Source organism: Flavobacterium sp. RHBU_3 (assembly GCF_046613565.1).
GTDB lineage: Bacteria > Bacteroidota > Bacteroidia > Flavobacteriales > Flavobacteriaceae > Flavobacterium.
This window is the reverse complement of sequence record NZ_JBKJHC010000009.1, coordinates 208347-221269: the sequence shown is the minus strand read 5'-3', so window position 1 is coordinate 221269 and position 12923 is coordinate 208347. Positions and strand designations below refer to the sequence as shown.

14 protein-coding genes are annotated in these 12923 nt (G+C 40.0%); 12 read left to right on the top strand and 2 right to left on the bottom strand.

The window, feature by feature from the left end; translation table 11 throughout:
- The 5 genes from ACLI1A_RS14135 to ACLI1A_RS14115 form a co-directional block, all read left to right on the top strand.
- Window positions 1-571, top strand: a 571-nt coding sequence (locus ACLI1A_RS14135; RefSeq protein WP_411409327.1) for a hypothetical protein, incomplete at its 5' end; no start/stop codon positions are given.
- Between the two features lie 349 nt (window positions 572-920).
- A complete protein-coding gene (locus ACLI1A_RS14130) occupies window positions 921-3044 on the top strand; it encodes a Tex family protein (RefSeq protein ID WP_411409326.1) in 2124 nt (707 codons plus the stop codon).
- Between the two features lie 248 nt (window positions 3045-3292).
- On the top strand, window positions 3293-3640 hold the full coding sequence (locus ACLI1A_RS14125; RefSeq protein ID WP_411409325.1) for a PadR family transcriptional regulator: 348 nt from the start codon (window positions 3293-3295) through the stop codon (window positions 3638-3640).
- Complete coding sequence (locus ACLI1A_RS14120; protein WP_411409324.1) at window positions 3627-4064, top strand: GldL-related protein; 438 nt, start codon at window positions 3627-3629, stop codon at window positions 4062-4064. Before ACLI1A_RS14125 ends, ACLI1A_RS14120 begins: the two co-directional genes overlap by 14 nt.
- Before the next feature lie 10 nt (window positions 4065-4074).
- The gene (locus ACLI1A_RS14115; RefSeq protein ID WP_411409323.1) at window positions 4075-4251 is read left to right on the top strand and encodes a GldL-related protein; all 177 of its coding nucleotides are present in this window, start codon (window positions 4075-4077) and stop codon (window positions 4249-4251) included.
- A gap of 38 nt (window positions 4252-4289) precedes the next feature.
- Here ACLI1A_RS14115 and ACLI1A_RS14110 read toward each other — a convergent pair whose 3' ends face one another.
- Window positions 4290-5216 (bottom strand): hypothetical protein, encoded by a 927-nt coding sequence (locus ACLI1A_RS14110; protein WP_411409322.1) that lies wholly within the window; start codon window positions 5214-5216, stop codon window positions 4290-4292.
- 181 nt (window positions 5217-5397) lie between these two features.
- Between ACLI1A_RS14110 and ACLI1A_RS14105 the strand changes: the two genes are divergently transcribed.
- Window positions 5398-5790: a DUF5684 domain-containing protein gene (locus tag ACLI1A_RS14105; RefSeq protein ID WP_411409321.1), complete on the top strand. Its 393-nt coding sequence runs from the start codon at window positions 5398-5400 to the stop codon at window positions 5788-5790.
- A 72-nt stretch (window positions 5791-5862) separates the two neighbouring features.
- Here the strand turns inward: ACLI1A_RS14105 and ACLI1A_RS14100 are convergent, their stop codons facing one another.
- Window positions 5863-6054: a twin-arginine translocase TatA/TatE family subunit gene (locus ACLI1A_RS14100; RefSeq protein WP_411409320.1), complete on the bottom strand. Its 192-nt coding sequence runs from the start codon at window positions 6052-6054 to the stop codon at window positions 5863-5865.
- A 200-nt stretch (window positions 6055-6254) separates the two neighbouring features.
- On the opposite strand from ACLI1A_RS14100, the gene ACLI1A_RS14095 reads away from it, so the two are divergent.
- From ACLI1A_RS14095 to ACLI1A_RS14070, 6 genes are all read left to right on the top strand, one after another.
- Complete coding sequence (locus tag ACLI1A_RS14095; protein WP_411409319.1) at window positions 6255-7121, top strand: murein hydrolase activator EnvC family protein; 867 nt, start codon at window positions 6255-6257, stop codon at window positions 7119-7121.
- The gene (locus ACLI1A_RS14090) at window positions 7121-7471 is read left to right on the top strand and encodes an SdpI family protein (protein WP_411409318.1); all 351 of its coding nucleotides are present in this window, start codon (window positions 7121-7123) and stop codon (window positions 7469-7471) included. Before ACLI1A_RS14095 ends, ACLI1A_RS14090 begins: the two co-directional genes overlap by 1 nt.
- Before the next feature lie 13 nt (window positions 7472-7484).
- Entirely contained in the window at window positions 7485-8966 is a 1482-nt protein-coding gene (locus tag ACLI1A_RS14085) for a GH3 auxin-responsive promoter family protein (RefSeq protein ID WP_411409317.1), read from the top strand.
- 7 nt (window positions 8967-8973) lie between these two features.
- Window positions 8974-10068 carry a Fic family protein gene (locus tag ACLI1A_RS14080; protein ID WP_411409316.1) on the top strand — a complete coding sequence of 365 codons (1095 nt, stop codon included), beginning with the start codon at window positions 8974-8976 and terminating at the stop codon, window positions 10066-10068.
- Between the two features lie 175 nt (window positions 10069-10243).
- Window positions 10244-11932: a DUF6909 family protein gene (locus ACLI1A_RS14075; protein ID WP_411409315.1), complete on the top strand. Its 1689-nt coding sequence runs from the start codon at window positions 10244-10246 to the stop codon at window positions 11930-11932.
- Window positions 11933-11941: 9 nt separating this feature from the next.
- Window positions 11942-12922: a hypothetical protein gene (locus ACLI1A_RS14070; RefSeq protein WP_411409314.1), complete on the top strand. Its 981-nt coding sequence runs from the start codon at window positions 11942-11944 to the stop codon at window positions 12920-12922.
- Window position 12923: the final 1 nt, after the last annotated feature.

Genomic DNA, 12923 nt, shown 5'->3' with positions numbered 1-12923 from the left:
TGAAATCTTAAATTTACTGGTAAATAATGGTTTTTTAGGGTATGATTATGAATTTCAAAAATATGAAGCGTTTCAAAATATTTTTTCAAAATATTTTGAAAAACAACGTTATTTGGCAAGATATAATTCAGAAGATTTCGTAATTACATGCGCTGAGGGGAAAAAGCATTTAAGTTATTTGATAGACTCGGACAGTAATGATTCAAGAGTAATAATCAAACTTACAGATCAAATTTGTAAAAAAGTGAATAAAATAATTTTTAGTTTTATTGACGGTGAAGGAGATTCGCCAGCTAATATGCAGAAGAGCGTTTCTAATATTGAGATAAATTGGCTTTTCAAATACAACTATTTTGGAATGCAGTATATCGAAAAATACGGGAGGGATTTTTTTGAAAATTTTCCATGTGAAAATAAAGAATATATAACAGAAGGAATTATTCGTATAAATCTTGTTAAGGACATTTTTGAAGAAATAGATAAAAATTTAAAAGAGAAAGTAAGAGAATATTTGGATCATTTTTCAATACCAATTAAATTTTATAACCATAACAAATTTCTTATTGATTAGCAAAATGTAATTTTATTTATAAAAGTATTTGCTAAAAATTTTATCAATCCATCAGTCTTATTAAAGTTTTCATCTTTAAGAATGTTTTGGTATTCTATCCTTTCGTTCGGGGTATAATAAAAATGACCAGTGATATATTCATCATAATTTAGTTTGGGAAACAGAATTGTATTTGAAACTTACTGTTACTGTTTTATCAAATTGTCCTGTAAATTTGAAAATTTCTTCTCGCGAGTAAATCATAAGGTAATTTTATTTACCTCACTAAAATACAAAAATCCCAACCTCAAAAAAAATATATAAACTGCAAAAGTTTCTTCATATTTGCATCCCTTATTACAATCAAAAAATGACAAACATACAATACATAGCCGGGCTGGTAAGCGCCCCGGTTAAAGGCATTGAGGCCGTGCTGCAACTCCTTTCAGAAGACTGTACCATACCCTTTATAGCCCGTTACCGCAAGGACATGACCGGCAACCTCGATGAGGTAATCATAGAAAACATAGCCAAATACAGCCAGGCGTACGATGCCATTGTAAAGCGTAAGGATGCCATTATAAAAAGCATACAGGAGCAAAATGCCCTATCGCCTGAACTGGGTGCCAAGATTAACCAGAGCTTCGACCTGACCGAGCTGGAAGACCTGTACCTGCCGTACAAAAAGAAGAAGAAAACCCGTGCCGATACCGCCCGCGAAAAAGGGTTGGAACCGCTTGCCAAAATCATCATGAGCCAGAATGCAGATGATATGGATTTCCTTGCGGCAAAGTACCTGAACGATAAAGTAGCCAACGAAGACGAGGCACTGCAGGGCGCTCGCGATATTATAGCCGAGTGGATTAACGAAAATGTGTACATCCGTAAAAACCTGCGCCGCGTTTTCGGCCGCAAAGCGGCCATTACCACCAAAATAGCTAAGGGTGCCGACCCGGAGAAAGCCAAGAAATTTGAGCAATACCTGGACTGGAGCGAGAACCTTACCAAAGCACCGTCGCACCGCCTTTTGGCAATGCTTCGCGCGGAGAACGAGGGCGTAATTAAGTTCAGTGTAGACATAGACGATAGGGATGAGGCGATTGACTTTATGGAGCAGGCCATCATTAAGAACAAACGCGAAACCGCAACCCAACTAAAAAAAGCTATTGACGACAGTTACAAACGCCTGTTGGCTCCTGCCATTAGCAACGAGGTACTAAGCGAGGCTAAAGCCAAAGCCGACACTGTAGCCATACAAGTGTTTGCAGCCAACCTGCAACAGTTGTTGCTTGCCCCGCCGTTGGGTCAAAAACGTATTCTTGCTATAGACCCCGGGTACCGTACGGGCTGTAAAATTGTGTGCCTGGACGAGCAGGGCGACCTGTTGTACAACGAAACCATTTTTCCGCACGCGCCACAAAACGAAACGGCGATTGCCATGAAAAAAATCCGTTCTATGGTTAACGCGTATAAAATCGACGCGATTTCTATAGGTAACGGTACCGCCAGCCGCGAAACAGAACATTTCATAAAGAAAATAGCGTGGGATAAACCGGTACAGGTGTTTGTGGTAAGCGAGGCAGGTGCTTCGGTATACTCGGCATCTAAAATAGCGCGCGATGAATTCCCGAAATACGATGTTACCGTTAGGGGAGCGGTTTCCATTGGGCGCCGCCTTAGCGATCCGCTTGCAGAGCTGGTTAAAATAGAACCCAAAGCCATAGGCGTGGGGCAGTACCAACACGATGTGGACCAAAGCCTTTTAAAAGACGAACTGGACACCGTGGTAATGCGTTGTGTAAACTCGGTAGGGGTAAACCTTAATACAGCGAGTAAATCGCTCCTGGGCTACGTGAGTGGCATAGGAGAGAAGCTTGCCGAGAACATTGTAAACTACCGTAGCGAAAATGGTCCGTTTGAAGACCGCAAGCAACTTAAAAAAGTAGCAAGGCTGGGGGAGAAGGCCTACCAGCAGGCGGCGGCGTTTGTCCGCATTCCTAATGCTAAGAACCCGCTGGATAACAGTGCGGTGCACCCTGAGGCGTATACCATTGTAGAAAAAATGGCTAAGGACCTGAAACTTAAAACCGCCGACCTTGTAAGCAACAAGGAAGCAATTAAAAAGATAAACATAGACGCGTATGTAACCCCGGAAATAGGGAAGCTTACGCTTCAGGATATTTTAAAAGAGCTGGAAAAACCGGGGCTTGACCCGCGTAAAGCCGCCAAGATGTTTGAGTTTGACCCGAACGTAAAAACCATGTCCGACCTGCGTACCGGTATGGTACTGCCGGGTATTGTAAACAACATTACCAACTTTGGGTGCTTTGTTGATATAGGAATTAAAGAGAGCGGACTGGTACACATATCGCAACTAAAGGAAGGCTTTGTAAGCGATGTAAACGAAGTGGTAAAGCTGCACCAGCACGTTACCGTTAAAGTCACCGAAATAGACGAAAGTCGAAAACGCGTTGCGCTGACGATGATTTTGTAGTTGTTGGTTGCCGGTTGTTAGTTGTTGGAAGCTGCACTCATAATGTAATTGACCGTGCTTTTATGGGTTTGAGTGAAGCTATTCCCTCTTCGAGAGGGGTTAGGGGTGTGTCTTCTAACATTATAAAAAAATCATTTTCATACCAAAACCTCAGTATTTACTGGGGTTTTGTTGTTTACACACATTGCCCCCGAAAAAATAATTACCATTTTTTGTAAATACATTGTAATAAAATGTATATTTGTCCTATGTATAGTAAAGAACTCACCAAAGGAACCCTGCAACCCATCATTTTAAAGTTGCTTAGCGATAGCGAAAAGATGTATGGCTATGAGATTACCCAAAAGGTAAAAGAACTCACCAAGGGTAAAATAGACATCTCTGAAGGCGCCCTTTACCCCATACTCCACAAACTGGAGGCTGAGGGCATACTGGAAACCGAAAAGGTGTACATAGGCAAGCGCGTACGCAAGTACTACAGTGTAACGGGTAATGGCAAAAAACAGGCTGAAACCGTAAGCAACGAAATCAATGATTTTATAGTAACGCTATCTGTAATATTCAACCAAAAACAACCAAGTCATGATATTGTCTGAATCGCAAATAGAATATATAGCGGCAAACCTGAAACACTACGGTGTACGGGAAGAGGAGCTAAGGGAAGATTTGCTGGATCATATTTGTACCCACATAGAGGAAGGGAAGGATACTGATTTTGAGGAAGCTTACCGCAATGCTCTTCAAAAATTTGGCGGGCAGTATGGTATTTTCGCGCTGCAACAACATACTTTTTACATAGTGTCTTTGCAGCGCTCGCAGTTGCGCCGCAAAATAATATACACAAGCGGGTTTATAGCTACGTTCCTTATCAGTTCGGGGTCTATGTTTAAGTTTATGCACTGGCCTTTGGCAAGTATACTGTTACTGCTGGGTTTTTTGGTGCTGAATTTTGTATTCCTGCCCGTGTTTTTCTACAACCGCTACAAAAGCGAAAACCACACGTATTCATCAATCTCTTAATATCATCATCATGAAACGAACAGTTAATTTATTAGGCTTCCTGGCCAGCTTTACGCTAAGTACAGGCTTTATGTTTAAAATTATGCACTGGCCTATCGCAAGCATACTAATGCTTATAGGTTTTGCCCTGCTTAATTTTGGTTTCCTGCCTACGTTTTTCTATCAGAAGTACAAGGAAAGCAAGTAAGGTTAAGGCTCCCGCTACGGCGGGAGTTTTTTTTATGGTTATCGTAACCAGTCATCGAGCAGATTAATTTGTAATGATACCAAATGTTTATAGGGTTGTAAACCACTATCTTTTATAGTGTTTATATTCCAGCCATAGTAAACTGTAACAAAACCAAAAGCTGAAAGTCCTACTTTAGGCATTATGCGAGCCTGGTTACCTGCTTCGCTGTATAGATAGTCGGCGCCTATTTGTGCTATGAGCAGGCTAAAGCTTGCTTCATAAGACAGCTTGGCACCTAAAGCATTGCGGGGTCCGTCTTTTATATACTCGGCACCTATGCCTACAAAATGTACTAACATAGCTAAGCCTCCATACCCCGGGTCTTTCTTCGGATAAGAAGTTATAAGATATGATGCCTCGGCCTCCAAATCTTTCGTATAGCCTACTGCAAAACGGTATCCATTTATGTTATCCCAAGGGTTTATTTTTATTTTGGGTTCTATTTCATGGTTAAAGGATGAAAAGGTTATTGGCTGTGTCCATACCGGGTTCGTTTTGTGCATTTCATCCCTAACCACTTTCCCTAATTTTAGTGTGTCGAGTGGTACCAGTTTGTGGCCTATGCTAAAAGTTATCGTTTGGTTTTCAGGTTGGTTTGTGTTATATAGCCTTAATGAAACGGTTTTGCTTTGGTTAGGAGGTAATGCTATCATGTAATTGATGTTTTTATCACAAACAGCATCTTCAATTTTTACACTTGGGTTATCTACAGTATAAAAATCCTGCCATGAGCAGGTCATGGTAGCGTATTTAAGAGTATCTATAGTAGTATTGGTTAGTGTAACGGGTATCTGCAGCCAGCGCTGTCCGGATTTCTTTTTAATGTCTGGTTTGCCTGCTGTAAGAGTGTATTTAGGGCTGTCGGTTTGTGCTACAGCCGTGCCAAATATGAGTAGGATGATTAACGAGTATAGGTTTTTCATGGTGTTGGTTTTGTGTAAAAACGTGTAAATTATTTTTTTAGTACTGATACTAAGTAGGTAACGAAGCTTCTTTTTTTTAATAAAGAGAAAAATGTTTATAAAAAAGTAAGAGTACAACGGTTTTGTTAAAAATATATTTATATCTTGGATTTATTATTAACCAATTAATCTTTACACAATTATGACAGGACTTTTAGTATTCCTAGTAATCTTCGTTTTCGGATTTACATTCCTTATGATTGCTGCCCAATGGAAAATTTTCACAAAAGCCGGAAAACCGGGTTGGGCATGTTTAGTACCTATTTACAGCGTGCTTGTAATGCTGGAAATTATTAAGAAACCGGGCATTTGGTTATTATGGCTGATGATTCCGGGTGTGAATATCATTTTTGCTATCTGGGCTACAAACCTATTATCAAAAGCATTCGGTAAATCTGAAGGTTTTACAATAGGGCTGCTTTTTGCAGGATATATTTTCTATCCTATCCTTGCCTTTGACAAAAGCATTAAGTACGTTTACGCAAATGACGGAAGCGGAATCAACGAAATAGGATCTGTAGACCCTGCGGTTTAATAAATCCTGATTAACATAAAAACCCTCTCTTAAAAGTTTTAAGAGAGGGTTTTTTGTATATGTACTGTTTAATTACAGTTTATTTTCGTCCTGAGCCTGTGCTTTTTTAGGCGCAGTGGTATGGTCGTCTTCCTTAGCAGCATTTTTAAATTCTTTTATGCCTGTGCCAAGTCCTTTCATTAGTTCAGGTATTTTTTTACCACCGAACAATAGTACTACTACTACTATTATCAATAACCATTCGGTTCCACCTAATTTTCCCATGATTCTAAAAAATAAATTTAATTATCGTACAAAGTTAACTATAAAATATATTCGTTCATGTATTTACGACAATTATTTGTATTTGGTTTGCGTTAAATAAGCAAATTTTAGGAAAGCCATAATTTTTAGCCATCCGTTTCTTTTAGCGGCAACGGTAAAATAAGGCAGACTTAAGTATATTTGTGAATTAAACCGTAATTATGTCGGCAAAAAGGCTTAGGAAGCAAATAATAAGAAAAAAACTGTTTACCAAAAACCGTTTGGTAATACTGAACGAAGATAGTTTTGAGGAAATATTTTCGCTCAGGCTGAACCTCATGAATGTGTTTGTGGGGCTTACTACGGTAAGTATTGTTATGATAGCGCTTACCACATACATTATAGCCTTTACCCCACTGCGAGAGTATATTCCCGGTTATGCAAGTACTAAACTAAAGCGCCAGGCTACCGAAAATGCTATACAATCAGACTCGCTTATAAAAGTATTGGAGGAGGAAAAAGCTTATCTGGCCTCTATAAAAAAAGTGCTTACCGGTGACTTGGAACATAGTAAACTTAGTCGCGACAGTATAGTGCCGGCGGGGCAGCAGGAACTTGACCCTGAGAAAATGAAACCAAACGATGCCGACCAAAAGCTGCGTGAACAGGTAGCCCTGGAGGACAAATATAACCTGTTTGAAAAAGCTACGCCACGCGTAAACCAGGTGTTGTTTGCGCCCGTGCATGGTAGTATTACTGCGCCATACAACGCAGCAAAAAAACATCTTTCGGTAGAAATAGCGGTGGCAAATAATACTCCTGTAAAAAGCATAGCAGCAGGTACCGTAGTGCTGGCGGACTGGACTCCTACTAACGGAAACGTACTGGTGGTGCGCCATAACGATGGTATTATATCGGTATACAAACGCCTGGCAGTACTGAACAAAGTACAGGGCGATGTGGTAAAAAGCGGCGAAGTGTTGGCGCAGGCAGGCTTCGACGGTAAGTCGGGTACAGCCGAGGTGCACTTTGAACTGTGGAAAGACGGCTACCCAATAAACCCAACCCAGTTTATACATTTTGACTAATGAATCCTTTTTTTGAAAACATTGCACTTCCCGGGTTTTTATCCGGAATTGCGTTTGCCTTTGTAGGTTCGTTTATGCATTATAGCCCGCCTTCCGAAATTAACGGGGTAGTGGGGTATCGTACAAAAAGGTCTATGAAATCACAGGCACATTGGGATTTTGCCCAAAGGTATTCGGGTAAGATAATGGGCTTTGGCGGACTGGTTATGGCGGTGCTTTCGGCGCTTACTTATTTTGTTCCGGTAGATGTTGAGGTAAAACAAACCGCCGGGCTTATAGCATTGCTTGTACTATCAGTAAGTATGATAGTGGCCACAGAGGTAGCCCTGAAACGAAAATTTAAAGATTAAAACATCCGTAATAATGTCATTAAAAACATTAGGAGCCAAGATATTTGCAGGCATTGTTCATAAACAAACCCAAAAGTGGGCTACAAATCCTGTGGCTACACAAGAGCGTGTGTTTAAGGAATTGCTTGCTAAAGCCAAAGAAACCGAATTTGGTAAAGACCACGGTTTTGATACTATACAAACCTATGCCGACTATGCTGCTAAAGTACCCGTGCGTGATTACGAAGGGCTTAAGTATTATGTAGAAAAGGTGGTTCATGGTGAGGCCGATATTCTTTGGCCGGGTAAACCTTTGTATTTTGCCAAAACTTCGGGTACAACCAGTGGTGCTAAGTACATTCCACTAACTAAGGAGAGTATGCCGTTTCACATTCAGGCAGCCCGAAATGCCATACTTAGTTATGTGCACGAAACGGGTAAGGCCGACTTTGTAGACGGTAAAATGATTTTCCTGCAGGGTAGCCCTGAGCTTGATGAAAAGCATGGAGTGAAGTTTGGCCGCCTTAGTGGTATAGTAGCACACTATGTTCCGGCGTATTTGCAAAAGAACCGTATGCCAAGTTGGGAAACCAACATTATAGACGATTGGGAAACCAAGGTAGATGCCATTGTAGGCGAAACCATAAACGAGGACATGACCGTAATATCGGGTATACCCAGCTGGGTGCAAATGTATTTTGAAAAGCTGCACCAAAAGGCAGGGAAACCTGTGGGCGAGATATTCAAGAACTTCAACCTGTTTATTTATGGCGGGGTAAATTACGAACCGTATCGTGCCAAATTTGAAAAGCTCATAGGCCGTATGGTAGACAGTATAGAACTGTTCCCTGCGAGTGAGGGTTTTTTTGCCTACCAGGACAGCCAAACCGAAAAGGGGATGCTGCTTTTGCTGAACTCTGGTATTTTTTACGAGTTTATAAAGGCAGATGAGTTTTTTACCCAAAACCCCCGCCGCTATACCATAGGAGAGGTGGAGCTGAGTGTAAACTATGTGCTTATACTGAGTACCAATGCCGGGCTATGGGCATACAACATAGGCGATACAGTGGCGTTTACGTCGATTGCACCTTATAGGGTGGTGGTTACGGGTAGGGTTAAGCACTATATCTCTGCTTTTGGTGAGCACGTAATAGGCAAGGAGGTAGAAACAGCGCTTGAACAGGCAATGGAAGGCACTGAGGTGCGCATTAATGAGTTTACCGTAGCCCCGCAGATAACACCCGAAAGCGGACTACCGTACCATGAGTGGCTGATAGAGTTTGAAAACGAACCGAAGGATATGGATGCCTTTGCCCTGAAGATAGATGCCGCCATGCGTAAGCAGAATGTGTACTATGACGACCTTATTGTGGGTAAGGTACTGCGTACCTTGATTATTACCAAAGTAGCTAAAAACGGCTTCCAGGAGTATATGAAAAGCATAGGCAAACTGGGTGGGCAAAACAAACTGCCGAGGTTGAGTAACGATAGGAAGATTGCTGATTATTTTAAGTAATATGTTTATGAAAGAGAATTATAAAATACCAGAACTTCCTTTGAAGATAGAAATAGAGTCAAAGAAAGTATTGAAAAAGGTAGCCGAAGCACGGGCTGCATTAGCTGAACTTAAAGGAGTTCATGCTACTGTACCCAACGTTGGTATTCTATTAAACACATTAGCGCTCCAGGAAGCTAAAGACAGTTCTGCTGTTGAGAATATCATTACAACACACGATGAATTATTTAAAGCGGAGCTAGATTTACATCTTGTAAAAAATATAGCGGCAAAGGAAGTGCAACGTTATTCTTTGGCTTTAAAAGCAGGATTTGAGCAAGTGAGTAAAGACAGGTTGGTAACAAATTCTATCATTCTTTCCATCCACAGTATCCTTGAACAAAACAATGCAGGATATAGAAGAGTTCCCGGTACTGATTTAAAGAATGACAAAACAGGTGAAATTGTTTATACTCCACCTCAAAGATTGGATGATATCCAGTATTATATGTCAAATCTTATCGAATATATGAATGATGATTCATTAGATGATAATGATTTTTTAGTAAAGATGGCCGTAATACATCATCAATTTGAAAGTATACATCCATTTTATGATGGTAATGGCCGTTTGGGTCGTATAATCAATATATTATTTTTAATTTCTAAAGAACTTTTAGATTTTCCTACACTATATCTCAGTAGATATATCATACAAAATAAGGCTGAATATTATAGGCTTTTGCAATATGTAAGAGATACAGGTAGTTGGGAAGAGTGGATATTGTATATGCTAGATTCCGTAATAAGTGTGTCAAAGCAAAGCTCTTCCTTGATAAAGGAAATAAAGAATGTTATGTTGTTTTATAAAAATACAATAAGAGGTAATTATCCAAAAATTTACAGCCAAGATTTATTAAATAATATTTTTAAACATCCATATACGAAAATTGATTTTTTACAGGAAGATTTAAATATTACACGACAAACAGCATCAAAATATCTTGAAACTATCGCTGGCAATGAATCTAATCTGTTAACGAAGATAAAGATAGGCAGAGATAATTATTTTATTAATAATGGACTTATGGATGTATTTACACAATATGACTATAAATTATGATTTTCTAATGTGTTAACGAAAACGGAATTTCGTTAACACGTTTTTCTAATACGTTAACGAAATTCCGTTTTCGTTAACACGTTTCAAAAATAGGTTAACCAAAGTGCCTTTTCGTTAACACGTTGAATAATTTAACTAAAATTAAAAAACCTACATTTGCGATAAAATATACACTATGCAGGGAATAAAAAACATTACACGTTCGCGCGCTCAGGAGTCTTCTGCAGCCATAGAACGCCTGTACATAACCATCCGCCACCTGTTTAACCGAGGCTTTTATAAGCCTATGGGTGTTAGTGGCGAAACCTTGCGCGAGGCATTATTACAGCTTCGCCCCGAAATATACGGATCAATAGCCGAAGAAAAAGCAGAGCTAAACGGCCTGCTGTATGTTATAGAACGCCTTCCGGTGGGTATAGAGCAGTGCCGCTTTGTAAACCTTACCAGCGATGAAGGTTATGGCAAAAGCCATTTTAAGGCCATAGTACCGCCTAAGCGTAAACGCAACTGCTACCGTATAGACGAGGAACAGATGAACGTGGAAATTACCCGCGGGCGTAGCGATATTTACGATATCCTTACACACCTTACCTTTATATACATAGAGGCCGAGAAAATAAAAAACCGCGTACTTATAGACGATAACGGCGAAATAACCCGCGACTGGGTAAAGCTGGAGGAGACCATAAAGCATGACGAGCCTCTTACACTGGAAGAGCGCGAAACAGCCATAAGCCACGTAAGTAACGTGCTGGGGCGTACCTTTGCAGAGATAACCGATATCTACGCCGGCTTTGCCACTAAGGCTGATCCGGACAGGTTTTTAAGGGTAATCTATTGGCTGGGTAAGTTGGCGATAGAAGAAGCTATGGGTGGGCATAAGCGTACCATAACTTTTTCGCCTATGCTGCGCGAAAGGCTGGGCCACCACATACATGGTGAAATTTGGGCCGATAATATTAAGTCGGTACTGAAGCAAAATGGCCTGCTGGATCGTCCTATACACGTTATAAGTGCTAACATGCACAGTGTAATGAACTCGGTTTTTGCACCACCATTGCTTAAGAGCAAGTATAAGGACAAGGACGACTTTCATATATATGAAGAACTGAGCCGTAGCGGAAACGACCCGCTACGTGATAAAGTAACCGAAGTGGCCCTGAAAAACGGCATGATTTATATGCCCGATACATCGGGGACTAACATAGACGTGCAGATATTTGACACGGCTAAAATTGACTTCGGTAAAACAGCATTCCCTAAGGCGGATGTGGCTGAAACAAAGCCGGTAATAATAGTTATGGACTATGCGTTTGGCGAGCAGGCCTATGAAACCATAGACGAATTGCTAAAACCATACAAGGAAAACGGCGATAAAACGTTTATAAACGTGGAATCGGTTTCTATAATGGGTAAGGCAGGTATCCTGGAAGGTGGCAAAGGTGATATTATGATACCTTCGGCACACATTAACGAGGGTACAGGTGATAACTATCCGTTTAATAACGAGCTTACTGCTGATATGCTTTCGGGGCAGGGTATACCTGTATACAGTGGCCCTATGGTTACTGTGCTGGGTACATCGCTGCAAAACAAAGACCTGCTTAAGTTTTTTAATGAAAGTACCTGGGGTGTTATAGGCCTGGAAATGGAAGGAGCCTACTACCAGAAAGCCATACAGAGTGCCAGTAAAATACGTAAGAGCATAAATCCTGATGTAAAGGTGCGTTATGCATACTACGCATCAGATAATCCGCTTGAAACAGGCAGCACGCTTGCCAGTGGCGGCCTGGGTACTACGGGTGTAAAACCTACTTACCTTATTACTATAAAAATACTAGAACAAATTTTTAATATCCAATAAAATACCGAAATGGAAAACAACAACGCTAACTACAATGCCGAAATAGACCTGGGTCAGGTAAAACAAAAGGTGCAGGGCTATATAGGCAGTATTAACGACCGTTTTTTTGATCTTATACTTTTTATAAAGCGTAACATTGTTATTCTTTTAATACTGTTTGTTGTTGGAGCCGGCCTTGGTACTTATATGGATTCGGGTAGTAAAAGTTATACCCATAAACTGTATGTATTACCAAATTTTGATAGTGTAGATTATCTTTATGAGCAGGTAGACTTGTTTCAGTCTAAGATTAAAAAAGGAGACAAACAATTTATAGCTTCATTAGGTATAAAACCGAATGTGGTAAGGAGGGTGGAAATAGACCCGGTAATTGATATCTACGAGTTTATCAACAAAAGCGATGGTCCTAAAAACATTAATATAGACATATTTAAAATCATGTCTGAAAACGGGGAGATAGATAAGATCGTAGAAGATAAAATTACCAGTCGCAATTACGATTACCATGTAATTACGATTACAACATCTGGGGAAGCTAGTAAAGAGGAGCTTATAAAACCGTTTTTAAAGTTTTTGAATGCTAATCCGTACTTAAAGAAGATACAGGAGCAGAGTATTAGTACCTTGAATGCAAAAATTCAACAAAACGACAGTATGATTGTTCAGATTGATAAAGTTGTTGAAGGTTTTGGTAAAGATGCCAGAAAAGCAAACCCAAGCCTACTATATTATAATGATAATACTAACCTTAGTGATTTATTTAATATCAAGAATGGACTGCTTACAGAGCAGGGTAAGAACCGGATTAAGCAGATTAATTATCAAAGTGTTATAAAAGAGGTTGCAACTGTAAATAATATAAATGTTACAGGAAGTATATTAGGTAAGATGAAGGTAATATTGCCATTGTTTATACTTTTTATTTATAGCATTGTTATCACTTTCAGGAACTATTACAGGAGGCAACTTATAAAAAGAGGTTTGAAATAGA

Excerpts from the sequence above, each read along its gene's own strand:
- ACLI1A_RS14080 (WP_411409316.1), top strand. The coding sequence starts at position 8,974 with ATGAAAGAGAATTATAAAATACCAGAACTTCCTTTGAAGATAGAAATA.
- ACLI1A_RS14120 (WP_411409324.1), top strand. The coding sequence starts at position 3,627 with ATGATATTGTCTGAATCGCAAATAGAATATATAGCGGCAAACCTGAAA.
- ACLI1A_RS14125 (WP_411409325.1), top strand. The coding sequence starts at position 3,293 with ATGTATAGTAAAGAACTCACCAAAGGAACCCTGCAACCCATCATTTTA.
- ACLI1A_RS14115 (WP_411409323.1), top strand. The coding sequence starts at position 4,075 with ATGAAACGAACAGTTAATTTATTAGGCTTCCTGGCCAGCTTTACGCTA.
- ACLI1A_RS14130 (WP_411409326.1), top strand. The coding sequence starts at position 921 with ATGACAAACATACAATACATAGCCGGGCTGGTAAGCGCCCCGGTTAAA.
- ACLI1A_RS14095 (WP_411409319.1), top strand. The coding sequence starts at position 6,255 with ATGTCGGCAAAAAGGCTTAGGAAGCAAATAATAAGAAAAAAACTGTTT.
- ACLI1A_RS14110 (WP_411409322.1), bottom strand. The coding sequence starts at position 5,216 with ATGAAAAACCTATACTCGTTAATCATCCTACTCATATTTGGCACGGCT.
- ACLI1A_RS14090 (WP_411409318.1), top strand. The coding sequence starts at position 7,121 with ATGAATCCTTTTTTTGAAAACATTGCACTTCCCGGGTTTTTATCCGGA.
- ACLI1A_RS14070 (WP_411409314.1), top strand. The coding sequence starts at position 11,942 with ATGGAAAACAACAACGCTAACTACAATGCCGAAATAGACCTGGGTCAG.
- ACLI1A_RS14100 (WP_411409320.1), bottom strand. The coding sequence starts at position 6,054 with ATGGGAAAATTAGGTGGAACCGAATGGTTATTGATAATAGTAGTAGTA.
- ACLI1A_RS14105 (WP_411409321.1), top strand. The coding sequence starts at position 5,398 with ATGACAGGACTTTTAGTATTCCTAGTAATCTTCGTTTTCGGATTTACA.
- ACLI1A_RS14075 (WP_411409315.1), top strand. The coding sequence starts at position 10,244 with ATGCAGGGAATAAAAAACATTACACGTTCGCGCGCTCAGGAGTCTTCT.
- ACLI1A_RS14085 (WP_411409317.1), top strand. The coding sequence starts at position 7,485 with ATGTCATTAAAAACATTAGGAGCCAAGATATTTGCAGGCATTGTTCAT.